The sequence below is a fragment of the Cardiobacterium sp. genome, assembly GCF_057314735.1.
In genome coordinates this window covers 54,586-79,041 of record NZ_DBHKZK010000063.1, presented here as the reverse complement: position 1 = coordinate 79,041, position 24,456 = coordinate 54,586, and the positions used below count along the sequence as shown (strand labels likewise).

25 protein-coding genes, 1 tRNA gene and 1 pseudogene are annotated in these 24,456 nt (G+C 60.2%); 12 read left to right on the top strand and 15 right to left on the bottom strand.

The window, feature by feature from the left end; translation table 11 throughout:
* Positions 1-266: 266 nt before the first annotated feature.
* The 4 genes from ACO54Z_RS09420 to ACO54Z_RS09405 all read right to left on the bottom strand — a co-directional run bounded on the left by ACO54Z_RS09420 (position 267) and on the right by ACO54Z_RS09405 (position 4,142).
* Complete coding sequence (locus tag ACO54Z_RS09420; protein ID WP_485996779.1) at positions 267-1,616, bottom strand: GntP family permease; 1,350 nt, start codon at positions 1,614-1,616, stop codon at positions 267-269.
* 103 nt (positions 1,617-1,719) lie between these two features.
* The gene (gene rlmH / locus ACO54Z_RS09415) at positions 1,720-2,190 is read right to left on the bottom strand and encodes a 23S rRNA (pseudouridine(1915)-N(3))-methyltransferase RlmH (protein ID WP_485996778.1); all 471 of its coding nucleotides are present in this window, start codon (positions 2,188-2,190) and stop codon (positions 1,720-1,722) included.
* A 24-nt stretch (positions 2,191-2,214) separates the two neighbouring features.
* Positions 2,215-3,633, bottom strand: a complete 1,419-nt coding sequence (locus ACO54Z_RS09410) for a glycoside hydrolase family 32 protein (protein WP_485996777.1) — start codon at positions 3,631-3,633, stop codon at positions 2,215-2,217.
* A complete protein-coding gene (locus tag ACO54Z_RS09405; RefSeq protein WP_485996776.1) occupies positions 3,630-4,142 on the bottom strand; it encodes a UPF0149 family protein in 513 nt (170 codons plus the stop codon). The genes ACO54Z_RS09410 and ACO54Z_RS09405 overlap by 4 nt, the downstream gene beginning before the upstream one ends.
* Before the next feature lie 95 nt (positions 4,143-4,237).
* Here ACO54Z_RS09405 and ACO54Z_RS09400 point away from each other — a divergent pair, with 95 nt between their 5' ends.
* From ACO54Z_RS09400 to metK, 4 genes are all read left to right on the top strand, one after another.
* A complete protein-coding gene (locus ACO54Z_RS09400; protein WP_485996775.1) occupies positions 4,238-4,660 on the top strand; it encodes a hypothetical protein in 423 nt (140 codons plus the stop codon).
* 11 nt (positions 4,661-4,671) lie between these two features.
* Entirely contained in the window at positions 4,672-4,971 is a 300-nt protein-coding gene (locus tag ACO54Z_RS09395; RefSeq protein WP_485996774.1) for a cell division protein ZapA, read from the top strand.
* 51 nt (positions 4,972-5,022) lie between these two features.
* The gene (locus ACO54Z_RS09390; RefSeq protein WP_485996773.1) at positions 5,023-5,559 is read left to right on the top strand and encodes a cupin domain-containing protein; all 537 of its coding nucleotides are present in this window, start codon (positions 5,023-5,025) and stop codon (positions 5,557-5,559) included.
* Between the two features lie 89 nt (positions 5,560-5,648).
* The gene (gene metK, locus ACO54Z_RS09385; protein ID WP_485996772.1) at positions 5,649-6,794 is read left to right on the top strand and encodes a methionine adenosyltransferase; all 1,146 of its coding nucleotides are present in this window, start codon (positions 5,649-5,651) and stop codon (positions 6,792-6,794) included.
* 68 nt (positions 6,795-6,862) lie between these two features.
* Here the strand turns inward: metK and fabZ are convergent, their stop codons facing one another.
* The 4 genes from fabZ to bamA form a co-directional block, all read right to left on the bottom strand.
* A complete protein-coding gene (fabZ, locus tag ACO54Z_RS09380) occupies positions 6,863-7,345 on the bottom strand; it encodes a 3-hydroxyacyl-ACP dehydratase FabZ (protein ID WP_485996771.1) in 483 nt (160 codons plus the stop codon).
* A complete protein-coding gene (gene lpxD, locus ACO54Z_RS09375) occupies positions 7,342-8,319 on the bottom strand; it encodes a UDP-3-O-(3-hydroxymyristoyl)glucosamine N-acyltransferase (RefSeq protein ID WP_485996770.1) in 978 nt (325 codons plus the stop codon). The genes fabZ and lpxD overlap by 4 nt, the downstream gene beginning before the upstream one ends.
* The gene (locus ACO54Z_RS09370; protein ID WP_485996769.1) at positions 8,316-8,942 is read right to left on the bottom strand and encodes an OmpH/Skp family outer membrane protein; all 627 of its coding nucleotides are present in this window, start codon (positions 8,940-8,942) and stop codon (positions 8,316-8,318) included. The genes lpxD and ACO54Z_RS09370 overlap by 4 nt, the downstream gene beginning before the upstream one ends.
* Before the next feature lie 122 nt (positions 8,943-9,064).
* Positions 9,065-11,344 carry an outer membrane protein assembly factor BamA gene (gene bamA, locus ACO54Z_RS09365; RefSeq protein ID WP_485996768.1) on the bottom strand — a complete coding sequence of 760 codons (2,280 nt, stop codon included), beginning with the start codon at positions 11,342-11,344 and terminating at the stop codon, positions 9,065-9,067.
* 119 nt (positions 11,345-11,463) lie between these two features.
* Here bamA and ACO54Z_RS09360 point away from each other — a divergent pair, with 119 nt between their 5' ends.
* The 4 genes from ACO54Z_RS09360 to ACO54Z_RS09345 are packed head-to-tail and all read left to right on the top strand — an operon-like array spanning position 11,464 to position 13,343.
* Positions 11,464-11,826 carry a YbaN family protein gene (locus tag ACO54Z_RS09360; RefSeq protein WP_485996767.1) on the top strand — a complete coding sequence of 121 codons (363 nt, stop codon included), beginning with the start codon at positions 11,464-11,466 and terminating at the stop codon, positions 11,824-11,826.
* The gene (aat, locus tag ACO54Z_RS09355; RefSeq protein WP_485996766.1) at positions 11,819-12,472 is read left to right on the top strand and encodes a leucyl/phenylalanyl-tRNA--protein transferase; all 654 of its coding nucleotides are present in this window, start codon (positions 11,819-11,821) and stop codon (positions 12,470-12,472) included. Before ACO54Z_RS09360 ends, aat begins: the two co-directional genes overlap by 8 nt.
* A 19-nt stretch (positions 12,473-12,491) precedes the next feature.
* A complete protein-coding gene (locus tag ACO54Z_RS09350) occupies positions 12,492-13,034 on the top strand; it encodes an NADPH-dependent FMN reductase (RefSeq protein WP_485996765.1) in 543 nt (180 codons plus the stop codon).
* Between the two features lie 15 nt (positions 13,035-13,049).
* Positions 13,050-13,343 carry a YciI family protein gene (locus ACO54Z_RS09345; RefSeq protein WP_485996764.1) on the top strand — a complete coding sequence of 98 codons (294 nt, stop codon included), beginning with the start codon at positions 13,050-13,052 and terminating at the stop codon, positions 13,341-13,343.
* 56 nt (positions 13,344-13,399) lie between these two features.
* Here ACO54Z_RS09345 and ACO54Z_RS09340 read toward each other — a convergent pair whose 3' ends face one another.
* Entirely contained in the window at positions 13,400-13,933 is a 534-nt protein-coding gene (locus ACO54Z_RS09340; RefSeq protein ID WP_485996763.1) for a methylated-DNA--[protein]-cysteine S-methyltransferase, read from the bottom strand.
* A gap of 77 nt (positions 13,934-14,010) precedes the next feature.
* On the opposite strand from ACO54Z_RS09340, the gene ACO54Z_RS09335 reads away from it, so the two are divergent.
* The 3 genes from ACO54Z_RS09335 (at position 14,011) to ACO54Z_RS09325 (ending at position 16,411) form a co-directional block, all read left to right on the top strand.
* The gene (locus ACO54Z_RS09335; RefSeq protein WP_485996762.1) at positions 14,011-14,826 is read left to right on the top strand and encodes a nucleoside/nucleotide kinase family protein; all 816 of its coding nucleotides are present in this window, start codon (positions 14,011-14,013) and stop codon (positions 14,824-14,826) included.
* Complete coding sequence (metA, locus tag ACO54Z_RS09330; RefSeq protein ID WP_485996761.1) at positions 14,826-15,881, top strand: homoserine O-succinyltransferase MetA; 1,056 nt, start codon at positions 14,826-14,828, stop codon at positions 15,879-15,881. The genes ACO54Z_RS09335 and metA overlap by 1 nt, the downstream gene beginning before the upstream one ends.
* 305 nt (positions 15,882-16,186) lie before the next feature.
* Positions 16,187-16,411: a hypothetical protein gene (locus ACO54Z_RS09325; RefSeq protein WP_298080321.1), complete on the top strand. Its 225-nt coding sequence runs from the start codon at positions 16,187-16,189 to the stop codon at positions 16,409-16,411.
* Positions 16,412-16,625: 214 nt separating this feature from the next.
* Here ACO54Z_RS09325 and ACO54Z_RS09320 read toward each other — a convergent pair.
* The 6 genes and pseudogenes from ACO54Z_RS09320 to ACO54Z_RS09295 all read right to left on the bottom strand — a co-directional run.
* Positions 16,626-17,261, bottom strand: a pseudogene (locus ACO54Z_RS09320) (IS256 family transposase, variant Zn-binding type); the annotation flags it as partial.
* Between the two features lie 273 nt (positions 17,262-17,534).
* Positions 17,535-19,922: an endopeptidase La gene (gene lon / locus ACO54Z_RS09315; RefSeq protein WP_298081044.1), complete on the bottom strand. Its 2,388-nt coding sequence runs from the start codon at positions 19,920-19,922 to the stop codon at positions 17,535-17,537.
* A gap of 17 nt (positions 19,923-19,939) precedes the next feature.
* Positions 19,940-21,187 (bottom strand): ATP-dependent Clp protease ATP-binding subunit ClpX, encoded by a 1,248-nt coding sequence (gene clpX, locus ACO54Z_RS09310; protein WP_485996760.1) that lies wholly within the window; start codon positions 21,185-21,187, stop codon positions 19,940-19,942.
* A gap of 31 nt (positions 21,188-21,218) precedes the next feature.
* Positions 21,219-21,839, bottom strand: a complete 621-nt coding sequence (clpP, locus tag ACO54Z_RS09305; RefSeq protein ID WP_298081041.1) for an ATP-dependent Clp endopeptidase proteolytic subunit ClpP — start codon at positions 21,837-21,839, stop codon at positions 21,219-21,221.
* A gap of 226 nt (positions 21,840-22,065) precedes the next feature.
* Positions 22,066-23,382, bottom strand: a complete 1,317-nt coding sequence (gene tig / locus ACO54Z_RS09300) for a trigger factor (RefSeq protein WP_485996759.1) — start codon at positions 23,380-23,382, stop codon at positions 22,066-22,068.
* Between the two features lie 55 nt (positions 23,383-23,437).
* Positions 23,438-23,522 (bottom strand) — tRNA-Leu (locus ACO54Z_RS09295).
* A gap of 82 nt (positions 23,523-23,604) precedes the next feature.
* On the opposite strand from ACO54Z_RS09295, the gene ACO54Z_RS09290 reads away from it, so the two are divergent.
* Positions 23,605-24,453 (top strand): ABC transporter permease, encoded by an 849-nt coding sequence (locus tag ACO54Z_RS09290; protein ID WP_485996758.1) that lies wholly within the window; start codon positions 23,605-23,607, stop codon positions 24,451-24,453.
* Positions 24,454-24,456: the final 3 nt, after the last annotated feature.

The window sequence follows — 24,456 nt, the reverse complement described above, 5'->3', positions numbered from 1 at the left end:
TACAGGCGGTGGAGCGGGCTTTTATTGAGTATATTATTTAGGGTGGATGGCTATACACTCAAAGTTTTACACAAGGCGCAACGCTGGAGGTGGTACGCGGCTATATAGAAAGGCGGCATAGTATGAGACTTCTTTCGGTGTATTGCTATAAGCCGCTCGCCGGTCGGCTATCACCTCCTGCAAAAAACCGCCCTATCCAAGGCGGTTTGCGGGTTTGCCGTTCAGGACACCCGTTTACGGTCACGGGAATATCAAACCATTCAATATCAAAGCATCACTTGCGCCAACAGCCAAATCCAGAGGATGCCGCTGATGCCCTGGATGGCGGTGGCGGCGGTTTGGGTGCGGTAGCCCTGGCCGACGCTCATCCGACTGAACTGGGTGACGACCCAGAAGAAGCTGTCGTTGGCGTGGGAGACGGTCATCGCGCCCGCGCCGATGGCCATCAGGCAGAGGACGCGCCCCGTTTCGCTGTCCAGCCCCATCTGGCCGAGCAGCGGCGCAACGATGCTGGAGGCGGTGACGAGGGCGACGGTGGTCGAGCCTTGCGCCGTTTTCAGCGCGGCAGCGACGATGAACGGCATGAAGATGCCGATGCCGCTGCTGCTCAGGGTGTGGCCGAGATAGTCGCTCACCGGCGTTTCTTTGAGAATCGCGCCGAAAGCACCGCCCGCGCCGGTAATCAGCAGAATCGGCGCGGAGACGGTGAGGCCGTCGCCGACGATGGCGCTGATGCGCGCGGTTTTGTCTGCGCCACGAATGAGGGTGAAGGCGAGGAAGGTGCCAATGAGCAGGGCGTTGAGCGGCGTGCCGAGGAAATTGAAGATTTGCGCGACGGTGCCGTCGCCGAAGGGATGCGTCGGGAACGCGGCGACCGAGCCGAGGCAGATGAGCAGGATGGGCGCGGCGATGGGCATGAACGCCAGCACGGGCGAGACCGGCTTGCCATAGCTGTCACGGATGGCTTTCGCGCGGGCATCATCGGCGGGGGCGGTGGCGATGCCGTCCGGCTGTTCCTGCAAAAAGCGGTTCGCCCACAGCCAGCCGGCAATAATCGGCACCACGGAAACGAGCAGGCCGACGCCAATCACCAGACCGAGCTGGTTGCCCAAATCCAGATTGCCAGCGGCGGAAATCGGCCCCGGGGTCGGCGGCACAAAGGTGTGCGTCGCGTACAGCCCGGTTGCCAGCGCGACGCTCATCGCCACCGATGACACTTTCATCCGCGCCGCCAGCGATTCTTTCAGTGAATGGAGAATGACAAAGCCGGAATCGCAAAAAACGGGAATGGAGACAATCGCGCCGACAATGCTCATCGCCAGCGTCGGGAATTTCGGGCCGATGGCTTTCACCACCGATTCCGCCATCACCAGCGCCGCACCGGTTTTCTCCAGCACCAGGCCGATAATCGTGCCGAGGACGATGACGAGGCCAATCGAGCCGAGGATATTGCCGAAGCCGCTGCCAATCGTTTTCGCAATTCCCGCCAGCGGCAGGCCGTAACAAAAGGCGGTGAGAAAACAGGCGAGCAACAGCACGAGGAAGGGGTGCCATTTCAGTTTGGCCGTCGCCAGCACAATAAAGACGATGACCAGTAATAACCACAGAACGATCATAAAGCCTCCAGTGTGAAAAACTGCGCTCATTATCCCGGCGTCTGCCGTTAAAGACAACAGAAATACACGGTAAATACCACAAAAACCCTCAGTAAATACACATTCAGGCGCGATGATAGGGGTGATGGTGGTTGATGCTCCAGGCGCGGTAGAGTGCTTCGGCGACGATGATGCGTACCAGCGGGTGCGGCAGGGTGAGGTTGCCGAGCGACCAGCTTTCGTGGGCGAGTGCTTTGATTTCCGGGGCGATGCCTTCCGGGCCGCCGATGATGAGCGCAAGGCGGCGGTGATGTTCCTGCCAGTATTGCAGCCGTGCGGCGAGGCTTTCGCTGCTGTGCGCGCGTCCGGGGATGTCCAGCATCACCCGGTAGTCGCAGCCTTGCAGCGCATTTTGGATTTGCGCCGCTTCTTTTTGTTGCGCCGCCGCCAGTTGGCTGGCACTCGCCCGTTTTTGCAGCGGGATTTCGGTGAGGCCGAGGGTGAGGTCGCCGCTCAGGCGGTCGGCGTAGTCGGCATAGCCGCGATTGACCCAGTTCGGCATTTTCTGGCCGACGGCGATGATTTCGATGTGCATGGCTATATATAAAGGATGCGGCGGCTACGGGATGGGGTAAACCGTCACTGTCGCGTCATCGGCGGCAGCGATGTGCAGCCCGGTGGCGTCGGCGGGCGGGTAGATGGCGCCGGTCATTACCGCTTCGCCGTCGTTGATGTAGATTTCCAGCGAGGAGGTGTCGGCGTAGATGCGCAAGCTGTGCAGTTGTGCGAGTGCGAGGCGGCGGATATGGCCGCCTTTGCCGGGCGCGTCTTTTTCCGGTTCGGGCAGTTCGCCGCTTTGGCTGCGGTCGAAGATGAGCGCTTCGCCGTTGTAGGTCAGTACGGTTTTGGCGGTGGCGCCGGCACGCAGGGTGAGGATGAAGGGGCGGCTTTGCGGGTTGGTGAGGTTAAGTTCGTAGTGGATGCCGTCGTGGGCGCCTGTGCCGCGCAGTTGGTCGAGCGCGGGCAATGGCCGCTGGCGCAGTTGGCCGTTCTCTATCGTCAGCACGCGCGGCAGGGTGAGGCAGTGCGCCCAGCCGTCGCGCGCGCTGGGGCAGGTGGTGTCGGGCAGTCCCATCCAGCCGATGAGCAGGCGTTCGCCGTTGGCGCCAGCCGTGCTTTGTGGCGCGTAGTAGTCAAAGCCGTGGTCGAGTTCGCGGAAGCCGTCGTGGCTGAAGCGGCAGGCGGCTTTGTCGAAGTGGCCGAGGAAGTAGCCGGACTGGTAAAGGTTGCGGCAGCGGTCGCCGTCGGCGGGCAGGCCTTGCGGGCAGCAGAGGAAGATGTCGCGCCCGTCGAGCGGGAAGTAGTCGGGGCATTCCCACATATAGCCGAAGTCGGGCAGGCCGAAGTCGATCTCGCCGCGCAGCTTCCAGTCGCGCGCGTCGGGTGAGGTGAGGTAGAGCGCGCCGCCGGTTTTGTTGGCGCGCTGTGCGCCGAGGACGATGCCGTAGCTGCCGTCGGCTTCGCGCCAGATTTTCGGGTCGCGAACGTGTTCGGTATAACCGGCAGGTGCGCCGTTGAGGAAGGGCGGTTTTTTGTGCAGGCGGTTGTGCGTGTCAAGGCGGGCGGTGAGCTGGTAGGGGATGCGCTCCCAGGCGGCGGTGCGGTGGTTGCCGGTGTAGGCGATGAGCAGACCGTCGCCGTCGGCAAGCGCACTGCCGGAGTAGGCGCCGTGGCTGTCCCAACGGCTATCCGGCGCGATGCCGATGCCGTGGTTGTGATAGTGGACGAGGTCGGCGCTGGTGAGGTGTTGCCAGTATTTGAGGCCATGTACCGGGCCGAGCGGGAACCATTGGTAGAAGAGGTGGTATTCGCGCCCATCGTGGCAGAAGCCGTTGGGGTCGTTGAGCAACCCGGCGGGCGGCTGGATGTGGTAGCGCTGCCGCCACGGGCTGGCGGCGGCCTGCGCGCAGAGGCCGTCAAAACGCGGGCGGGTGTCGGCATTGAGCGCGGTGTAGCGCGCTTCGCGGGTCCAGTTCATGCGGGTTTCTCCTGTGGTTTGTGGTTTTCGGTGTAGATGAGCAGCGCGCCCATGCGGCAGTGTTCTTCGAGGCTGGTGAGCTGGCGGCGGTTTTCTTCGTTGTCGTCAAGGTCGTAGTCAAGTTTGCCGATTTCTTCGAGGTCGGCGAGGAAGGCGCGGGCGTCGTCTTCGAGTTCGGGTTGCAACCAGTGGATGGCAACGGTGAATCCCTGCGCCCAGGCGGCCAGTGCTTCGGCGCGCGCGGCAAGGGTACCGTCTTCCGGCAACAGCAGTTGGTAGGAGAGGGCATCGGCGGCGAGCGTTTCTTCAATTTGCCGCGAGAGGCGGTCGAAGGCTTCGTGCGCGATGCTGTCAATCTCGCCTTGGGCAAAGAGGATTTCCGCCCAGCGCCCGCCCTGGTTGCAGGCAACCAGCGCGCTCAATATGCCTTGCACTTCGCTGGCACCAAACCACCATTCGCGGGTGGCAATGAGTGCGGCGAGGGCGTCGTAACGGGGTTGTGTGGTCATGCTTTTTGTCCGGCTGTTGGAAAAGATGGTAGTATAAATGAAACCGTGGTAATGGCTTGCCATTATCGTCATTTAGAGCCTAAGCAGGAATCAGCATGAAGCCAGTTCAGGAACGTTTACATATAGACGAATTAAAACGTGTTGAAAAGCAGACCAATACTTTGCTCAAGGCATGGCGCACGCTCAACCGGAATCACCGGCAATTGCAGGAAGATTATGACAAACTGAATGTCCGCCATAATCTCACCGTGCAGGAACATCAGGAAACGCTCTCCCAACGCGCCGAGGAATATCGCATCGCTTTGGAACACGCCGATACCCGTTGGCGCAATCGCTATGACGAGGATAAAGCCGCATGGGCGGCGGAAAAGGAAGCGCTGATTGTCGCCCATGCGCAGGCATTGCGCGAACAGGCGGCAGAACATCAGCGCGCCCAGGAGGATTTGCAGGCGGAGCTGGATGATGCCAACCGCCGCAAACAGGCAATGATTGACCGTATTCGCGGGGTAGAACAATGAGCAAGCAACAAATGAAAGTCACCTTGCAGATTCTGGAAAATACCTATCCGCTGATGTGCGAGCCGCATGAGCGTAATCTGCTGATTGAAGCGGCGGAGCAATTAAACGCATCGCTCTCGGATATGCGGCGCGACAATCCGAAAGTGCCGATAGACCGCCTGATTGTCCTGTCCGCGCTACAAATGACCTTTGACCTGTTGCAGGAGCGGCAAACGATTGCGCGCGAAGTGAGCATGGTCAATCAGGTCAGCGAACGCCTGCTCAGTACATTAAGCCAGGCGATTGCCGAAGAAAATCTGGGCGACAGTTAATGCGTCCTGCCATCCCCGCGCTGCGGGGATTTTTTTAACGAGAGGTGTGTCATGAAAACCCTGTTTATCCTTCCCGCATTATTATTGACCCTGAATGCGCAGGCAGAAACTGCCGCGCCCGCTGCGAATAATGCCGCCTATTCGCAAAAAATAGAGCAAGTCTTTCATGGCGAAACGCTGAACCGCAATATCCAGCTTTATCGCAAAGGCGAATTAAGCGAATGGAATCGGGAAAAGGCAGCAGGTGGTACCGGCGCATTGCTCGGCGAATTTGCCTATACCCGCAAACAGACCGATGACCACGATGCCTTTCGTGAAATCGGCTGGATGACTTTGCCACCCGGTGCATCCATCGGTTTGCACAAGCACGAGAATAACGAAGACGTCTATATCATTATCTCCGGCAAGGGTATTTTTACCGACAGCAACGGCAAAGAAAGCGAAGTCCAGGCGGGCGACATTACCATTGCCCGGCCAGGACAAAGTCATGCACTCAAAAATGCGGGCGATGAGCCGCTCGTATTTCTCGATTTAATTGCGCAGACCGCCAGCGCGCCCCCTGCGACAGATGAGAAGGCAAAGCAATAAGCGCGGATTTTTGCTAGGATAGCGGCCGCTTTCGCGTCGGGGTTGAACGCGGCGGCGCTTCCATCCACTTAATCTCAAAGGAGAACGGCATGAGCCACTATCTATTCACATCCGAGTCGGTATCCGAAGGGCATCCCGACAAAATCGCCGACCAAATTTCCGATGCGGTGCTGGACGCCATCATCGCCCAGGACAAACACGCGCGTGTCGCCTGCGAAACCCTGATTAAAACCGGCATGGTCGTGCTTGCCGGGGAAGTCACCACCTCCGCCTGGGTTGATTTGGAAGACCTGGTACGCAAAACCGTGGTCGAAATCGGCTACAACAGCTCCGACATCGGCTTTGACGGCTCCACCTGCGGCGTCTTCAACGCCATCGGCAAACAATCCTCCGACATCGCGCAAGGAGTAGACCGCGAAGAAAAACGCAAACAGGGCGCGGGCGACCAGGGGCTGATGTTCGGCTACGCCTGCGACGAGACCCCGACGCTGATGCCCGCCCCCATCATGTACGCGCACCGCCTCGTCGAGCGGCAGGCGCAGGTGCGTCGCGACGGCGTGCTGCCGTGGCTGCGTCCGGACGCCAAATCACAGGTGACGTTCCGCTATGAAGATGACAAAATCACCGGCATTGACGCCGTTGTCCTCTCCACCCAGCACGACCCGGACATCTCGCAGAAGGATTTGCAGGAAGCGGTGCGCGAGCTGATTATCGACAAGGTGCTGCCCGCCGAATGGATTGACCGCAACACCAAATTCCACATCAACCCCACCGGCAAATTCGTCATCGGCGGCCCGGTCGGCGACTGCGGTCTCACCGGGCGCAAAATCATCGTCGATACCTACGGCGGCTCGGCGCACCACGGCGGCGGCGCGTTTTCCGGCAAGGACCCGTCCAAAGTGGACCGCAGTGCCGCCTACGCCGGACGCTACGTCGCCAAAAACATCGTTGCCGCCGGACTCGCCAAGCGCTGCGAAATCCAGGTGTCTTACGCCATCGGCGTCGCCGACCCGACCTCGGTCATGGTCAATACCTTCGGCACCGGCACCATTCCCGACGAAGAAATCGTCAAGCGCGTGCTGTCCGTCTTTGACCTCACCCCTTACGGCATCATCGAAATGCTCGACCTCATCCGCCCGATTTACCGCCAAACCGCCGCCTATGGCCACTTTGGCCGCGAATTGCCGGACTTCACCTGGGAAAAAACCGACCGCGCCGCCGTGCTAAAGGGCTGATTGTTCCAGCGTGCAAAAAACCGCCGGAGGATAAACCTTCGGCGGTTTTTTTGTTCAAGGAATATGGGTCAGCTGCCGCCACGTCCGGCGGTGGTGCACATGATTTCGGCTTCGCAGACGAGGGTGCCGTCAACGCGCGCTTCGGCGGTGAACGACCAGATGCCACGGCGGGAGCGGATGATTTTGATGTCCAGATGGAGCTGGTCGCCGGGGACGACGGTGCGGCGAAAGCGTGCCTTGTCGATGCCGACGAAGAAGTAGATGCCGTCTTCTTCGGGTTCGTCCGGCAGCCCCAGTTCGCGTCGCCCGCTTTTGACGCCGAGGATGCCTGCCGCCTGTGCCATTGCTTCGATAACCAGCACGCCGGGCATGACCGCTTTGCCGGGGAAGTGGCCCTGGAAGAAGGGTTCGTTGGCGGTGACGTTTTTGATGGCCTTGATGTGGCTGCCGATTTCGACTTCGGTAATGCGGTCAATCAGCAAGAAGGGGTAGCGGTGCGGCAGGTAGCGGCGGATTTCTTCGATGTCCATGGCAGTGGTGCTGGGGTTCATGGTTTTTCCTTGGCGAGCAGTTTGAGGGTGGCAAAGAATTTTTTCCATTGGCGCGCGGGCATGGCGGGGATGCCGGAGGAGTACACGCCGGGCGCGGTCACGCTTTTGCTGATGGAGCTGTGGCCGGTGAATTGGGCGCCGTCGCAGATGGTGATATGGCCGGTGAAGACGCAGGCGCCGCCGACGACGCAGTATTTGCCGAAGGTGACGGAGCCGGCGATGACGGCGGAGCCGGCGATGACGGTGTGGTCGCCGATGACGACGTTGTGACCAATCTGGATGTGGTTGTCGAGTTTGACGCCGTTGCCAATCACGGTGTCGCGTACCGCGCCCCGATCGATGGTGGTGCAGGCGCCGATTTCGACGTCATCACCGATATGGACACCGCCCAGTTGGGCGACGGGCAGCCATTGGCCGTTTTCAAAGTTGTTGCCGAAGCCGCGTTCGCCGATGACGGCGTTGGCGAGTATTTGCACGCGCGCGCCGGTGGTGGTGCCTGCGAGCAGGCGCGCGCCTGCGCCGATGTGGCTGTCTGCGCCGATGCGCACGCCGGGGGCGATGTAGGCGAGCGGTTCGATGCGGCAACCGTCGCCGATGTCGGCGCCCGCGCCGATGACGGCACCCGCGCCAATGGCAACGTTTGTGCCAATGGTTGCGGTGGGGTCAATGTGCGCCTGTGGCGAGATGGCGGGCGGTGGCAGCGGCGGGGCAAAGCTGGCGGCGAGTTCGCGCCAGGCGCGTTTGACGTCGGCGACGATGATTTGCGCGGCGCGGGTGTCGGGTGCGGCTTCCGGGACGAGGACAGCGGATAGTGTGGTGTCGGCGAGGTATTTGCGGTAATGATTTTCGGCGAGGAAGCCGATTTCGCCGGGTTGGCCGTCTTGCAGGGTGCCCGCGCCGTGGATGGGGATGGCGGGGTCGCCGATGAGGGTGCCGCCGAGGCGGGCGGCGATGTCGCCGGTGGTCTGGCTCATGGTTTTTCTGCCTTGCGCTGTAAGCGGGTGATGACTTGTTGACTGAGGTCGGCGCGTTCGCTGACGTAGAAGACGCCGATGTCGTTCAGGATGATGTCGTAGTTGGCTTCTTTGGCGAGGCTGATGATTTCGTCGCCAATCATTTTTTGCAGTTTCGCCATTTCTTCGTTGCGGCGGACGTTGATGTTGTCGCGGTAGTCGCTGTCGCGGCGGGCGACGTCGCGCCGTTTGTTGATGACTTGGCGTTCGTAGTCGTTGTAGTTGTCGCCGTGTTGCAGGGTTTCGAGCTGGCGCTCCATGCTGCGCAGTTCGCTTTGCGCTTGTAGCAGCGCGTCGCGTTCGACGCCAAATTCGCGTTCGAGCCGTTCGTTGATTTCTTCGCGTTGTGGCGCAGCGGCCATGATGCGGCGGAAGTTGACGAAGCCGATGCGCAGGTCGGCCGGATCCACGGCGGCGGTTTTGTCGGCAGCGGACGGGGTCGCAGGTGCCGGGCTGACGGTGGTGTCGTCCAGGGTCGCGGTGGCGGGCGGTTCGGGGATGGTGAGGGCGGGGTCTGCCGCGTTGTTTTGTGCGTGCAGGGGGAGGGCGATGGCGAGGAGGAGGGCGAGAGGTTTGCGGTTCATGGTGCGGGTTTCCGCGTGGTTTTAGCGGGGCTTGTTGCTGGTGGGCGCTTTGTCATCGGTGGTTTGCGGGCTAACCCCACCCCAGCCCTCCCCCACAGGGGGAGGGGCAGTTCTGCTGGATGTTAGAAGCCCATGCCAAAGCTGAACTGGAAGGCTTCGGTTTTGTCGCCGCTTTTTTTGTTGAGCGGGACGCCGTAGCTGAGGTTGAGCGGGCCGATGGGCGACATCCATTGCAGGAAGAGGCCGGTGGAGTAGCGGAATTCGCCCGCGTCAAAGTCGCCCACCTTGTTGTAAACGTTGCCGAAGTCGAGGAAGGTACCGACGCGGACGTTGTTGGATTTCTCGCTGGTTTTCCACGGGGTCATGATTTCGATGCCGCCGGTGGTGCGGAAGTCGCCGCCGCTGTTGTCGCCGTTTTTGTATTTGGGGCCGAGCGAGCCGTATTCGTAACCGCGCAGGGTGTTGAGGCCGCCGGCGTAGTAGTGGCGGTAAAACGGCAGGCCGTCGGTTTTGCCGTAGCCGCCGCCGTAGCTGATGTCGCCGCGCAGGCCGACGAGCAGGGTGTTGTCGCTGTTGAGCGGGAAGTAGGTGCGGTTGCGGTAGCCGAGTTTGTAGTAGGTATCGCCGCTGCCGGGCAGGGTGGCTTCGCCGCTGATGCGGTTCAGGCTGCCTTTGGTCGGCAGGTAGGTGTTGTCCTGGGTGTCTTTGCTCCAGGAGAGGGTGACGACGCCTTCGTTGTAGCGGCGACCGTTTTTGTTGAGGTAGTCGGTGATTTCGGAGGCGACGTCTTTGCCGGTGTTGATTTTGAGGTTGCGGAAACCGCCGCCGAAGTAGATGTTTTGGTATTCGGTGAGCGGGTAGCCGAAGGTGACGGTGGCGTCCATGGTGTCCGCCGCCCAGTCGGAGAGGCGTTCGCGGCGGTAGTTGGTTTTGGTGTAGTCGAAGGCGTAGTTGATGCTGACGCCGTCGGCGGTGAAGTAGGGGTCGGTGAAGTTGAAGCCGTAGCTTTCTTCGGAGGAGCTTTTGCCGAAGTTGATGCCGAGGCTGTTGCCGGTGCCGAGGAAGTTGTCGTCGTTGTATTTGATGTTGAAGAGTGCGCCGCTGCTCTGGCCGTAGCCGACACCGCCTTCGATGCTGCTGGTGCTGCGTTCTTTGATTTTGTATTCGAGGTCAACCTGGTCGGGCGAGCCGGGGACGGGGTGGATTTCCTGCTCCAGCGATTCGACTTGCGGCAGGCGGCGCAGGCGTTCTTCGGAGCGGGCGACGTCCGAGCCGGAGAAGGGGCTGGCTTCTTGTTGGCGCAGTTCGCGGCGCAGTACGCGGTCGTAGGTTTTGTTGTTGCCGGTGAAGCCGATTTGGCGGACGTAGGTTTTGGTGCCGGGGGTGACGAGGATGTCGAGGTTGACTTCTCCGCTGAGTTTGTCCACGTCGGGCTCAACGTTGACTTGTGCCTGCGCGTAGCCTTCGTCGGAGAGGCGCATCCGCAGCGCGTCGGTGGTTTTGCGGATTTCACTGCGGTTGTAGCGGTCGCCGTTTTTGAAGGTGACGAGGGATTCGAGTTCGGACTGCGGCACGATGAGGTCGCCCTTGAACTGGTGTCCCTTGACGCGGTAAACCTTGCCTTCATCAACGTTGATGGTGAGGTAGATCCACTGGCGGTCGGGCGAGAGCGAGACCTGGGTCGAGGTGACTTTGAAGTCCATGAAGCCGCGATCCTGGTAGAAGGATTCGAGGCGGTCGATGTCGGCTTGCAATTTGTCGCGGTCGTACTGGTCGGATTTGGTCAGCCAGGAGTTCCAGCGCGGGGTGGAGGTGTCAAACAGGCTGAGCAGTTGGCTGTCCGGGTAGATTTTGTTGCCGACGATGTCAATGTTCTTGATGCGGCTGGAGCGGCCTTCGCTGATGTTGAGGTCAATGGCGACGCGGCCACGCGGCAGTTGTCGCACCTGCGGGTCGATTTTTACCGCGTATTTGCTGCGTGCCTGGTATTGTTGGGTTAGCTCCTGTACCAGTTGTTGCAACATCTGCGGGTTGTACGCCTGCCCTTCGGTGATGCCGGCGGCGGAGAGCGCCTTTTGCAGGTCTTCGGATTTGAGATCGCGGTTGCCCTTGAGCTTGACCTCGGCGATGACCGGAAATTCTTCCACCTGCACCACCAGCACGTTGCCTTCGCGGGCAAGGCGCACCTGCGAGAAGAGGTTGGCCTTGTACAAGGCGTCAATTGCCTGCGCGCTGTTGTTCATGTCGAAGCGGTCGCCCGGCGCTACCGGCAGATAGGTGAAGACCGTCCCGGCGGAAATCCGCTGCAAACCTTCAATACGAATATCAGAAACCTGGAACGATTCGGCGAGAGCCGAAGCAGAAAAAAACAGGACGGCGGCACAAGGGAAAACCCGCATCATCAGCGTGTTGCGCATAGAAAAAACCACATGGAAAAGAAAGGCGGCATAATAGCAAAGGGACGCGAAGACTGGCAACGCCGCGACCGTCCCGCTCCCACTCCTTACCATACCGCAATCCCATGACCCGACACCTCTGGAACCTTGCCGGAATCCTCGCCCTGCTCCTCGGCATCATCGGACTGCTGTTGCCCGTCATGCCGACCGTGCCCTTCCTCATCCTCGCCGCCTGGTGCGGGGCGCGGGGCAGTCCGCGCTTCCACCGCTGGCTCACCGAACACCGCCATTTCGGCCCCCATATCGCCGCCTGGAACGAATACCGCGCCGTGCCGCGCAGCGGCAAAATCGCCGCCAGCGCGATGCTCACCCTCTCCTTTGCCGCCCTTTTTGCCCTGTACGGCAATCGCTACCTCGTCCTTATCCTCCCCGCCGCCCTCATCGCCCTCGCTGTCATGCTCTGGGTCTGGAGCCTGCCCGATGCGTGACCCCCGCTACCGCTTCCCGCCCGCCGACAGCGCCGACGAACACGGCCTTGTCGCCCGCAGCAACTTCATCGACGCCGAAATGGCCTTTGCCGCACACAGCCAGGGCATCTTCCCGTGGTACAACCCCGGCGAACCCATCCTCTGGTGGAGTCCCGACCCGCGCGCCATCATCCCCACCGCCGCCGTGCATGCCAGCCGCTCCCTGCGCAAACTGATGCGGCGCACGAATTACCGCCTGACGCTGGACACCGCCTTCACCGCCGTCATCGACTACTGCGCCAGTTGCCACGGTGCGACCTGGATTACCGGCGAAATGCGGCAAACCTACCTCGCCCTGCACGAACAGGGGCGGGCGCACAGCTGCGAACTGTGGCAGGACGACGAACTCGTCGGCGGCCTCTACGGCGTCGCCCTCGAACGCATCTACTGCGGCGAATCCATGTTCAGCCTGCGCCCGTCCGCCTCAAAAATCGTCCTCATCCGCCTCTGCGCCTGGCTCGCCGCGCAGGGCATCGACACCCTGGACACCCAGTTCCTCACGCCGCACCTCATCAGCATGGGTGCGGTGAACATCCCGCGCCGCGACTACCTCGCGCGCCTCACCGCCAACCCGGACAAACACCGCGGACACTGGCACATCACCTGAACCCAACCGGAGAACCCTCATGGCAAAAATCCTCTGCTTCTGCGCCAGCAACAGCCAGAAATCCCTCAACCACAACCTGCTCGCCGCCACCTGCGACCTCGCCGACGGCCACGACAAAACCTACGCCGCCCTGCGCGACATTGACCTGCCGCTCTACAGCATTGATATTGAAAGCGAAGAAGGCTACCCCGAAGAAGCCCAAGCCTTCTATGAACTGGTCGAAGCGCACGACGCCGTCATCATCGCCTGCCCCGAACACAACGGCGCCATGCCCGCCGCCTTCAAAAACCTCATTGACTGGGGCAGCCGCTACGCCAACACGCAAAGCCACAAACTCTTCGGCGACAAACCGGTGCTGCTGCTCTCCACCTCACCCGGCCCGAACGGCGGCGCAAGCAACCTCGCCCTGCTCGCCCAACTGCTGCCATTCCAGGGCGCGAACATCGTCGGCCAATACAGCCGGGGCAGCTACGGCGACCACTTTGACGCCAATGGCAAGGCCGACGCCGACACCCAAACCGCGTTGCGCGAAGCGCTGAAACCGCTGTTGGCACAACTCTGAGAACGGCGAAACATCATGTACATCATCTCGCTGCACTACATCCGCCCGCTGGCCGACATCGAAGCGCACCTGCCCGCGCACATCGCCTACCTGGAGCGCTATTACGCCGCAGGCGTATTCCTCCTCTCCGGGCGCAAAGAACCGCGCGACGGCGGCATCATCATCCTGCGTGCACCAGACCGGGCGAGCGTAGAGCGCATCATCAGCGAAGACCCGTTCCACCAGCAACAACTGGCGGAATACACCATCACCCAATTCCTGCCGAGCAAAACCGCGACAGCACTGGAAAACCTGCGCGAAACCGCCTGAACCCGACTTCGGCAAAGCATCTGCACCACAAAAAAACGCGCCATCCGGCGCGTTTCTCATGCCAACCCCAATTCCCTTGCACCCCGCTCCAGCGCCAGCAGCCGCGCCTTGATATAGAGCGCAGCCGTGCCGCCGTTATAGCCGGTGAGGCCGCCGTTTTTGCCGATGACGCGATGGCAGGGGACGACCACCGACAGCGGATTGCTGCGGATGGCGCCTGCCACCGCGCGGGTGGCGTTCACATTGCCGATGGCGCGGGCGATGTCCTGATAACTGCGCGTTTCGCCACAGGGAATCGCGCGCAGCGCCTGCCAGACACGCATCTGAAACGGCGTGCCGACCAGACACAGCGGCAGGTCAAAACCGCGCCGCTTGCCGGTGAAAAACGCGGCCAGTTGCGCCGCCGTTTCCGTCAGCAGCGGCGTCGCCTGCTCCTGCAACGATGCGCCGAGCAGACGCGGCACGCGACTGTCGCTACGGTGGCCATTGCTGGCAAGCAGCCAGTCGCAGAGCACCAGCGCGCCCTGCCAGTCGCCAAGCAACAAATCGCCGGGCGGTGCAGGAAAAATTTGCGTAAAAAGAGAGTCCATAAGCAGCGATAAATTCCGTAAGAAGCAGGGACAGAATGCTAATATAGCGCGCGTTTTCAGTGCAAACGGAAGAAAAAATGCCCCCGATATCCCGCATCACCCTGATGGGCACCTCCGGCGTCGGCAAAACCACGCTGGCCACCCTGCTGCATGGCGCCGGCTGGTTTCACTACTCCGGCGACTACCGCATCGCCACCCGTTACCTGAGCGAGCCGATTAGCGACTGGCTCACCGTGCTGGCGCGGCGCGAGCCGACCCTCGCGGCGCTGTTGCGCGACGACGCCGTCAGCGTCAAGGGCAAAGTCACCATCGAACGGCTGCACATCCTCTCCGCCTTCATCGGCAAACTGGGGCGCGACGGCTACGACGCGCGCACCTTCATCGAGCGACAGCGCCTCTTCAGCGAAGCCGAACGCGCGGCGATGTACGACGTCCCCGCCTTTATCGAGCGCGCCGAACGCCTCTACGGCTACAAAGCCTTCATCAACGACGCCGGCGGCAGCATCTGCGAAATCGACGACGACGCCCTCATGCAAACACTGGCCGCGCACACCCTCTTCGTCTATATCGACACCGACGAGGCGCTCTACGCCGAGCTGGAAGCGCGCGCCATCGCCTACCCCAAACCCATCTGCTACCACGCCGCCTTCCTCCAACAAATGATCAGCGAATACAGCCTGATGAAAGGCGGCCTCACCCCTGACCGCTTCGAGTCCGACGACTTCATCCGCTTCGTCACCCCGAAAATGATGGCACACCGGCGCAAACGCTACCTGCAACTGGCCGCGCGCCACGGCGTCGTCCTCGGCGCACGCGACATCTGGCAAGTGCGCGACGCCGCCGACTTTGATGAACTGCTCAACCGCGCCCGTGCCGCGCAAAGAGGCCAATAATGCCACTCGTCGCCCACCGCGAACTCGAAACCCTCGACCGCCTGCGCGCCGAAGGACAAGAAATCCTCGACATCCGCCGCGCCAGCCAGCAGGACATCCGCGAACTGCACATCGGCCTGCTGAACATCATGCCCGACGGCGCGCTGAAAGCGACCGAGCGCCAATTCCTGCGCCTCATCGGCAACTCCAACCGCATCGCGCAGTTCTACGTCCACATCTTCACCGTCCCCGGCGTACCGCGCAGCGCCGAAAACCAGGCCTACATCGACCGCCACTACGAACACTTCGACGACCTCGCCCGCGACGGCCTCGACGCCATCATCTTCACCGGCACCAACCCGATGCACGCCGACCTCGCGCAAGAAGCCTACTGGCCGCACGTGCAGCGCGTCTTCGACTGGGCGGACAAAAACGTCACCTCCGTCCTCTGCTCCTGCCTCGCCTCGCACCTCGCGTTGCAGCACTTCTACGGCATCACGCGACAGCGCCGCGACGCCAAACTCTTTGGCGTGTACAGCCACCGCGTCCTCGACCGCAGCCACCCGATGCTCGCCAACATCAACACCCGCTTTGATATGCCGCACTCGCGCTGGAACGGCATCAGCGCCGCCCAACTCGAAGCGCACGGCCTGCCGGTACTGGTCGCGGGCGAAGAAAGTGGCGTGGCGATGGCAAGCTCGCCGGACGGCTTCCGCCAAATCTACTTCCAGGGGCACCCCGAATACGACCGCAGCAGCCTGCTCAAAGAATACCGGCGTGACCTCGGCCACTACCAGCAGGGCGTACAGCCGCAGCCGCCACAACCGCCGGAACACTACCTCACCCCCGCCGGACAACACATCCTGCGCGACTACCTCGCCTCAGGCCGCCCCATCAGCGACTTCCCCGAAGACCGCCTCGCCGAAGAAATAGAAGTCACCTGGCGCGACACCGCCAAGGCACTCTTTGCCAACTGGCTTGGCCTTGTCTATCAGCTCACCCACAAAGAACGCCACCTGCAATACATGGACGGCATCGACCCCGCCGACCCGCTGGGACGGCTGAAAAAGCGTTGAAAAATGAATCCCGCCGTGCCCCCTCCCCCTGTGGGGGAGGGGACGGGGGTGGGGTTAAACATTGCCGCCGCCGATGCCGTTCTGGAGCGGCGGGTCAAGACCCGCCCTATAGACCATGCGGCTGTAGGGGCGGTTAGCGAGGAACGAGCGTAACCGCCCGCATAACAAAATGGGCGGATACGGACACCGTCCTGACCGCCCCTACAGTTGCTACAAATTTACATACACCTTGAGCGCTCAGGTGTATGTAAACGACAAACCGCCCCGCCCGCCAAAAAAACCTCACCAAACCCACGAGAAACCCCATGACCAAAACCCTGCTCGCATCCCTCACTACCGCCCTCTTGCTCACCGCCTGCGCCAGAGGCGACACCACCGCCGCCGTCGGCTCGCACAACCTCTCCAAGGGCACCTGCACCGCCATCCACGCCGACGGCCACGAATACAAAGAAGAAATGACACAAAGCAACTGCCAAATGGTTGGTGGCAAATTCACCCCGCGCAACCGCAAAAAAATCATCTGGTTCTGAGCGCCTGTTCAACATCCCGCTGCGTGGGCCTCATGCACACTAAACCGCCCCAAGAAATCAGGAGGGAGTACTATCTGTGAGAAGATATCCCCATGAAGAAAAAAAGGCATATGGGACAAAAAAGGAGCTACTCATCACCAGACAGGGAGAAATAATCCTTTATAAACCTTACCTTATTCACCTTTCTCATCCCGTGATGAGACCCCACTGCGCTTTAAGTCGGCAAATTTTCCGTCCAGCAGATTGGTCGTGTTGTGGATGCCCAAACCGGGATGCGCTTCATTTGAAAGGCCACTTTGCCGTTGCCTTTCAGCGTTAGCGCCAGCTGCCACAACGCCTTGCCAGCCGCCGTTTTCGGGTTGCGTGTCAGGTAGCAGCTGGCGGTTTTGACCTGATGAAACTGGCACAGTTGTGCGGGAATCTCCGGGAACAGCTGCAACAATCCTTTCCACCCGTCGCAAACAATGCTCTGTATTACAACGCATTTTCCCCGCAAAGCGTTCAGCGCTTCGGCATAAAGAGCGTTGGTTTCGTGTTTGACTTCACGGACGGAAAGGACTTGCCCGCTGATGCTGTCCATCAGCACCATCACACCGAAACTGCGCCCGAAGTAAGTGGTGTCCATGATGATGTTGGCTTTGGCAGGCTGCGGGAAGGTTTCCCGGATGCGCGCCCTGCGCAGATGGCGGTAGATGGTCTTGCAGCTACAACCGTGTTGCGCGGCGAGCTGGGCGGCAGTCTGCTTGCCCGCGCTGTAGGCTGTCCAAAGTTCATCGCTTTGGTGACGCCTGCTACCGTCAAATTGCCTGCCACAGTTGCAGCATTTATAGCGTTGTTGGCTGTTGCGCCGCCCGTTCTTTTTGACCTTCTTCGAGCCACAGAAAAAGCATTTTTTGTGTTCAAAGGTTTTGACCCCGCTTAAAGCCTTGCAGCATAAGGCTTACAGCGTTTTTTATAGCGATACACCGAAAGTCTCATACTGTGCCGTCTTTCCGTATAGCCGCGTACCACCCCCAGCGTTGCGCCTTGTGTAAAACTTTGAGTGTATCGCTATAGCTCCTTTTTTGTCCTATACGCCGAATAAAATTAAACCGCCATAATTGGCGGTTTATTGTGTGGGAGCTTAGCAGCGGATGTTTTTCGCCGCTTCGGCGTTTATCGGCGGCGGTTGTTTGATTTGTAACAGCCGCTGGTTGAGCGGGGTTTCGGAGGGTTCAAAGGCGTGCTCGAAGACTTGTTCGATGCGGCTCACCGGGATGATGGTCAGCGCGTCTTTGACTTCGTCCGGGATGTCGCGCAGGTCTTTGCGGTTTTCTTCCGGGATGAGCACGGTTTTGATGTGGCTGCGCACGGCGGCAAGCAGTTTTTCTTTGAGGCCGCCAATCGCCAGCACCCGTCCGTGCAGGGTGATTTCGCCGGTCATGGCCAGATCACCCCGTACCGGGATTTTGCTGAAGGCGGATAGCAGCGCGGTTGCCATGCCGATGCCGGCGCTGGGGCCGTCTTTCGGAGTCGCGCCTTCGGGCAGGTGCATATGGATGTCGTATTCGTCGTAGCGCAGTTCGGGCAGGCTCGCTTCGAGGTAGCTGCGCACGACGGAGGAGGCGGCCTGGATGGATTCTTTCATGACGTCGCCCAACTGACCGGTGAGGTTCAGTTTGCCTTTGCCACGGAAGATGGTCGCCTCGATTTGCAGGGTTTCGCCGCCGACGGAGGTCCAGGCGAGGCCGGTAACGCAGCCGATTTTGTTGCGCAGATCGTCTTCGCTGCGGCGGTATTTGGGCACGCCGAGGAAGTCTTCGAGGTTGGTTTTGTTGATGGCGATGTTTTTGATGTCGCTGGTCAGCAGTTTGCGCACGCTTTTGCGCGCCAGTTTGCCGATTTCCCGCTCCAGGTTGCGCACGCCCGCTTCGCGGGTGTAGTCCTCGATGATGTCGGTGACAACGCCGTCTTCGAGGGCAAATTCGTCTTTGCGCAGGCCGTGTTCGCGGATTTGCCGCGGCAGGATGTAGCGCGTGGCGATTTCGCTTTTTTCGCGGCTGGTGTAGCCGGGCAGGCGGATGACTTCCATCCGGTCCAGGAGCGGCGCCGGGATATTCAGGGTGTTGGCGGTGGCGATGAAGAGGACGTTGGAGAGGTCAATGTCGGTTTCGAGGTAGTGGTCGCTGAAGGCGTTGTTCTGCGCCGGGTCGAGGACTTCGAGCAGGGCGGAGGCGGGGTCGCCGCGGTGATCCATGCCGATTTTGTCGATTTCATCCAGCAGGATGAGCGGGTTGTTGCTCCCCAGTTTGCAGAGTTTTTGTACGATTTTGCCGGGCAGCGAGCCGATGTAGGTGCGGCGGTGGCCGCGGATTTCGGCTTCGTCGTGGACGCCGCCGAGCGAGATGCGGTCGAAGTCGCGCCCGGTCGCTTCGGCAATGGATTTGCCGAGCGAGGTTTTGCCGACGCCGGGCGGGCCAACGAGGCAGATGATGGGGCCTTTGCCGTGTTTGTTGCGTTTTTGTACGGCGAGGTAGTCAAGGATGCGTTCTTTGACGTCTTCGAGGCCGTAGTGGTCGCGTTCGAGGATTTTTTCGGCGCGGGCGATGTCGTACTGGCTGCGGCGGCGCTTGGACCAGGGGTAGTCAATCATCCATTCGAGGTAGTTGCGGATGACGTTCGCTTCTGCCGACATCGGCGACATTTGTTTGAGTTTGTTCAGTTCGGACAGCGCTTTTTTTTCGGCATCGGCACTCATGCCCGCTTCTTTGACGGATTTTTCCAGTTGTTCGATGTCGTTGAGCGCATCTTCCATTTCGCCCAGTTCTTTCTGGATGGCCTTGATTTGTTCGTTGAGGTAGTACTCGCGCTGGTTGCGCTCCATTTGTTGTTTGACGCGCTTGCGGATTTTGCGGTCAAGGTCGGATTTTTCCAGTTCTTCTTCGAGGAAGATGAGGATGTGTTGCAGGCGTTCGTTGAGCGCGGTGCTGTCGAGGATGGTGATGCGCCGCTCCAGGCTGAGGTCCATGTGTGCCGCGATGGTGTCGGCGATGCGACCGGGGTTGTTGAGCTGGCGCAGGTTTTGTAGCAGGTCGTCGGCGTTTTTGTCATTTTCTTTGAGGAAGCGGGTGAATTGTTCGACGGCAGTTTTGCCCATCGCCCGCTGTTCGTCGGTGGGGACGCTGTTGTTGTTGCCGTAATCGCGGTAGCTGGCTTGCAGGTAGGGCTGGTCTTCTTGCCAGGCGGCGATTTCGATGCGGCGCAGGCCTTCGACCAGCACTTTGACGGTGCCGTCGGAGAGTTTGGTCATTTGTACGATGCGGCCAACGCTGCCGACCGGGTGCAGGTCGGCAACGCCCGGATCGCGGATGCTGGCGTCGTTTTGCGGGACGAGCAGCAGTTCTTGCTGGTTCTGGTTGGCAACGTCAAGCGCGGCGATGGATTTTTCCCGGCCAACGAAGAGCGGCACGATGACGTGCGGATAGACGACGACGTCGCGCAGGGGCAGGACGGGGAGGGTGTTTTCTTGCATCGGGTTCTTCTTCCGGTTCAGGCGGATTTTTTGTTGTGCAGTTGCGGCGTGCTGCCTTCGAGGATGGTGGCGGCAGTGACGGTCACTTTGTCAATGTCTTTCTGGTCGGGCAGGTTGAACATGGTATCGAGCAGGGTTTGTTCGACGATGGAGCGCAGGCCGCGCGCGCCGGTTTTGCGGGTGATAGCTTTTTGTGCGATGGCTTGCAGCGCGTCCGGGGTAAATTCGAGGGCGACGTCCTCAAAGCCGAAGATTTTTTCAAACTGGCGCACGATGGCGTTTTTCGGCTCGGTGAGGATGTGTACCAGCGCGTCTTCGTCGAGGGTATCGAGCAGGGCGATAATCGGCAGGCGGCCGACAAATTCGGGGATAAGGCCGAATTTGACCAGGTCTTCCGGTTCGATTTGTTGTAGCAGGCGGTTGTTGTTTTCGTCCGCCTCGGCTTTGCTGTGGACGTGAGCGCCGAAGCCGATGCCGCCCTGTTCGGTACGTTTGGCGATGAGTTTTTCCAGTCCGGCAAAGGCGCCGCCGCAGATGAAGAGGATGTTGGTGGTGTTGACGTGTATCAGTTCTTGCTGCGGGTGTTTGCGCCCGCCTTGTGGCGGCACGGCGGCAACGGTGCCTTCTACCAGTTTGAGCAGCGCCTGTTGCACGCCTTCGCCGGAGACGTCGCGGGTGATGGAGAGGTTTTCGCCCTTGCGCGCGATTTTGTCGATTTCGTCAATGTAGATGATGCCGCGTTCGGCGCGGGTGACGTCGTTGTCGCAGTTCATCAGCAGTTTTTGCACGATGGTTTCGACGTCTTCGCCCACGTAACCCGCTTCGGTCAGGGCGGTGGCGTCGGCAATGGCGAAGGGGACGTCCAGGCATTTGGCCAGTGTTTGCGCGAGCAGGGTTTTGCCGGAGCCGGTCGAGCCGATCATCAGGATGTTGCTTTTGACGATTTCGACGCCGTCGTCGGCTTTTTGTTGGTTGAGGTGCAGCCGTTTGTAGTGGTTGTACACCGCCACCGCCAGCGCTTTTTTCGCGCGGTGCTGGCCGATGATGTAGTCATCGAGGAAGGCCTTGATTTCGGAGGGGGTCGGCAGCGGTTTGCCGTCAAACAGTTCGGGTTCGCTGCCAGCAGGCGCGCCATCTTTGAGCATATCGCCGCAGAGGGTGATGCATTCGTCGCAGATGTTGATACCGTCCGGGCCGGAGATGAGGCGGCGGACCTCGGTATCGGGTTTGTGGCAGAACGAGCAGCGGTGACGTTTATCGGTCATGGGTATCTCCGGGGAATGCGGTGGGCGCGCTTCAGGATGCGCTGATGTCGGTGCGCGCGGTGGTGACGTGGTCAATCAGGCCGTAGGCGGCGGCTTCTTCGGCGGACATAAAGTTGTCGCGGTCGGTGTCGCGTTCGATTTTTTCCAGCGGCTGGCCGGTGTGTTTGGCGAGCAGTTCGTTCAGCGTCGCCTTCATTTTCAGCAGTTCGCGCGCGTGAATTTCGATGTCGGATGCCTGGCCGCCGAGGCCGCCGCTAATCAGCGGCTGGTGAATCATCACCCGGCTGTGTGGCAGGGCGAAGCGTTTGCCGTGTGCACCTGCGGTGAGCAGCATCGCCCCCATGCTCGCCGCCTGGCCAAGGCAGAGGGTGGAGACGTCCGGCTTGATGAAGTTCATGGTGTCATAGATGGACATTCCTGCGGTGACGGAGCCGCCGGGCGAGTTGATGTAGAGGTGGATATCCTGGTCGGGGTTTTCCGCTTCAAGGAAGAGCATTTGCGCGACGACGAGATTGGCGGAGGCGTCATTGACCGGGCCGACGAGGAAGATGACCCGCTCTTTCAGCAGACGGGAGTAGATGTCGTAGGAGCGTTCGCCGCGACCGGTCTGCTCGACGACCATCGGGATGAGCAGGTTGTTTTGGATTTCCATGTAGGTGTTCTCCGTTAAGGGGTTAGGACAGTTCCCGATGTGCGGGCGGCTGGCGGGATTTCAAGGGGGCGTCATTTACATACACTTGAGCGCTCAAGGTGTATGTATAACGGGTGCGGTGTGTATCAACGGATGCCGATACCGTTGCAAGGTTCGTGCCAGTTATTTTGTGATGGCACCAATAAATGAAGGGCAGCCAAGGCTGCCCCGTCGGTCGTCCAGGCGGTTAGCCACGTTGCTGGCCCAGTGCCATGACTTCCTGGAAGGTTTTGTCTTCTTCGCTGACCTGTGCCTGTTCGTACAGTTGGTCAACCAGTTGTTCTTCAAGGATGGCCGCTTCCAGGCGGCGCAGAGTCTCGCGGTCTTTTTTGTACCAGTCCACGACTTCCTGCGGATTTTCGTAGGTGGCAGCGATGGACTGGATGCGGGCATCCACGCGCGCCTGATCCAGTTCGAGCTTGCGCTCTTCCAGCAGTTTGTTGACGAGGAGGCTCATGCGGACACGGTCGCGGGCGAGTTCGCCAAAGACACGGATAGCCACTTCGCGACGCCGTTGCACGTCTTCGATTTGTTGTTCCAGTCGTGCTTCATGTGCCATGTGTTCGGCTTCCATGCGCACCAGGCTTTCGGGCACAAGCTGTTCGGCATTTTTTTCCAGCAGGGCGGTAAACATCCGGTTGCGGCGGATAGCACGCTGGGCGTTTTCCAGTTCGCGCGTCATGTTGTCGCGGATGGCCTTGCGGAAGGCGTCCTGTTCGCCGCTTTCGATGCCAAAGGCCTTGATGAAGGCTTCGTTGATTTCCGGCAGTGCCAGCGCTTCCACTTTTTTTATGGTCGCGGTGAATTGTGCGGTTTTGCCGGCGAGGTCAGCGCTGTGGTAATCGGCCGGGAAGGCGACATCGAAGGTTTTTTCTTCGCCCGCCTTGCCGCCACGGAGACCCGCTTCAAAGTCGGGCAACATTTGGCCGGTGCCGAGGATGACGGGCATATTTTCGCCGCTGCCGCCGTCAAAGGCGACGCCGTCCAGCTTGCCGACGAAATCGACGGTGACACGGTCGGTGTCTTCTGCCGCCTTGTCGGCTTCGTGGAAGGTGCCTTGCTGGCGGCGCAGGGTGAGTACCATGTTGTCCACGTCTTCGTCGCGGACTTCGCTGCGCGGCAGGGTGATGCTGATTTGTTCCAGCCCCTTGACTTCCACTTCGGGCATGATTTCAAAGATGGCGGTGTATTTGATCGGTTCGTTGGCGGCCATGCCGGAGAGCAGGGTGATTTCCGGCGAGGCTACGGGGGTGTAACCGCTTTGCTGCATGGCTTCGCGGCAGGTTTCTTCGACGATTTCGCTGAGCACGTCATGGCGGACGCTGGTACCGTATTTTTGTTTGACGACGGCAGGCGGCACTTTGCCGGGGCGGAAGCCATCAATGCGCACGCGCGGTGTGATTTCTCTGAGACGTTTTTCGACTTCCTGATCCAGTCGCGCAGACGGTAGTTCAACCGTTAATTTGTGCGAAAGACCTTCCAGTTGTTCAACGGATGATTGCATATCTATCCTCGATAAATGAAACTGCGGCGAGCCGCTCAATAATGAATGGAAACCGTGGTGCGAAAGGAGAGACTCGAACTCTCAAGGGTTGCCCCGCTGGAACCTAAATCCAGTGCGTCTACCAGTTCCGCCACTCTCGCAAAGCGGCGCATTTAAGCATAGCCCCTGGGGAAATGCAAGACGGACGGGTGTCCAAATGGCGATTGCGTCGTCGCGGCAAATATGGATAATTGCGCCGTTTCTTTTCCCCTTATAACGAGGCGTTATATCTTGATTAAAATGATGAACACGGGGGGTGCGTGGACGGATATCCGGCAAGGCATTGCCGGTTTTCGTTTGTGGCAATCGCTGGCGCGACAGGATATTCGCCTGAAGTATCGCCGCTCTACCCTGGGGCCGTTCTGGATTACGCTCAGCATGGCGGTCACGGTCTCGGCGATGGGGCCGCTTTATGGCGCGCTGTTTTCCACCGATTTGGCAGAATTTGTACCGCATTTGGCGCTCGGCCTTATTTTTTGGGCATTCATCGCCGGCTCCATCAGCGAATATGCGGAAACCTTTACCGCCAACGAGCATATTTTGAAGCAGTCCTACCTGCCGCTGTCGGCGCTGGTGATGCGCGTCTTTTATCGGCAACTGCTGATTTTGCTGCATAACCTGCTGATTTATCCGTTCGTGATGCTGTTCCTCGGTCTTGGTATCAACAGCAATATTTTCTGGCTGCTGCCCGCCTTTGTGCTGGTTTCCGTCAATATTCTTTGGCTCGGCCTCATCATCGCCATTTTCTGTACCCGCTTCCGCGACATGATGCCGGTCATTCAAAGCATTGTAACGCTGCTGTTTTTCGTCACCCCCATCATCTGGCGGCTGAACCAGTTGCCGGAAGGGCGGCTGCACATCGCGCAAATGAACCCCTTTACCTCGCTCATTACCCTCTTGCGCGACCCGGTGCTGGGCATCATGCCCGCGCCGCTGTACTGGCAGGTCGCCGCCGCCTTCGCCCTCGGCGGCACGGCGCTGGCCATGTGGGTCTTCTCGCTCACCCGCAAGAAAATCACTTACTGGTTATAAAAG

Coding starts and splice junctions, on each gene's coding strand:
- ACO54Z_RS09420 (WP_485996779.1), bottom strand. CDS start 1,616: ATGATCGTTCTGTGGTTATTACTGGTCATCGTCTTTATTGTGCTGGCG.
- rlmH (WP_485996778.1), bottom strand. CDS start 2,190: ATGCACATCGAAATCATCGCCGTCGGCCAGAAAATGCCGAACTGGGTC.
- ACO54Z_RS09410 (WP_485996777.1), bottom strand. CDS start 3,633: ATGAACTGGACCCGCGAAGCGCGCTACACCGCGCTCAATGCCGACACC.
- ACO54Z_RS09405 (WP_485996776.1), bottom strand. CDS start 4,142: ATGACCACACAACCCCGTTACGACGCCCTCGCCGCACTCATTGCCACC.
- ACO54Z_RS09400 (WP_485996775.1), top strand. CDS start 4,238: ATGAAGCCAGTTCAGGAACGTTTACATATAGACGAATTAAAACGTGTT.
- ACO54Z_RS09395 (WP_485996774.1), top strand. CDS start 4,672: ATGAAAGTCACCTTGCAGATTCTGGAAAATACCTATCCGCTGATGTGC.
- ACO54Z_RS09390 (WP_485996773.1), top strand. CDS start 5,023: ATGAAAACCCTGTTTATCCTTCCCGCATTATTATTGACCCTGAATGCG.
- metK (WP_485996772.1), top strand. CDS start 5,649: ATGAGCCACTATCTATTCACATCCGAGTCGGTATCCGAAGGGCATCCC.
- fabZ (WP_485996771.1), bottom strand. CDS start 7,345: ATGAACCCCAGCACCACTGCCATGGACATCGAAGAAATCCGCCGCTAC.
- lpxD (WP_485996770.1), bottom strand. CDS start 8,319: ATGAGCCAGACCACCGGCGACATCGCCGCCCGCCTCGGCGGCACCCTC.
- ACO54Z_RS09370 (WP_485996769.1), bottom strand. CDS start 8,942: ATGAACCGCAAACCTCTCGCCCTCCTCCTCGCCATCGCCCTCCCCCTG.
- bamA (WP_485996768.1), bottom strand. CDS start 11,344: ATGATGCGGGTTTTCCCTTGTGCCGCCGTCCTGTTTTTTTCTGCTTCG.
- ACO54Z_RS09360 (WP_485996767.1), top strand. CDS start 11,464: ATGACCCGACACCTCTGGAACCTTGCCGGAATCCTCGCCCTGCTCCTC.
- aat (WP_485996766.1), top strand. CDS start 11,819: ATGCGTGACCCCCGCTACCGCTTCCCGCCCGCCGACAGCGCCGACGAA.
- ACO54Z_RS09350 (WP_485996765.1), top strand. CDS start 12,492: ATGGCAAAAATCCTCTGCTTCTGCGCCAGCAACAGCCAGAAATCCCTC.
- ACO54Z_RS09345 (WP_485996764.1), top strand. CDS start 13,050: ATGTACATCATCTCGCTGCACTACATCCGCCCGCTGGCCGACATCGAA.
- ACO54Z_RS09340 (WP_485996763.1), bottom strand. CDS start 13,933: ATGGACTCTCTTTTTACGCAAATTTTTCCTGCACCGCCCGGCGATTTG.
- ACO54Z_RS09335 (WP_485996762.1), top strand. CDS start 14,011: ATGCCCCCGATATCCCGCATCACCCTGATGGGCACCTCCGGCGTCGGC.
- metA (WP_485996761.1), top strand. CDS start 14,826: ATGCCACTCGTCGCCCACCGCGAACTCGAAACCCTCGACCGCCTGCGC.
- ACO54Z_RS09325 (WP_298080321.1), top strand. CDS start 16,187: ATGACCAAAACCCTGCTCGCATCCCTCACTACCGCCCTCTTGCTCACC.
- lon (WP_298081044.1), bottom strand. CDS start 19,922: ATGCAAGAAAACACCCTCCCCGTCCTGCCCCTGCGCGACGTCGTCGTC.
- clpX (WP_485996760.1), bottom strand. CDS start 21,187: ATGACCGATAAACGTCACCGCTGCTCGTTCTGCCACAAACCCGATACC.
- clpP (WP_298081041.1), bottom strand. CDS start 21,839: ATGGAAATCCAAAACAACCTGCTCATCCCGATGGTCGTCGAGCAGACC.
- tig (WP_485996759.1), bottom strand. CDS start 23,382: ATGCAATCATCCGTTGAACAACTGGAAGGTCTTTCGCACAAATTAACG.
- ACO54Z_RS09290 (WP_485996758.1), top strand. CDS start 23,605: ATGGATAATTGCGCCGTTTCTTTTCCCCTTATAACGAGGCGTTATATC.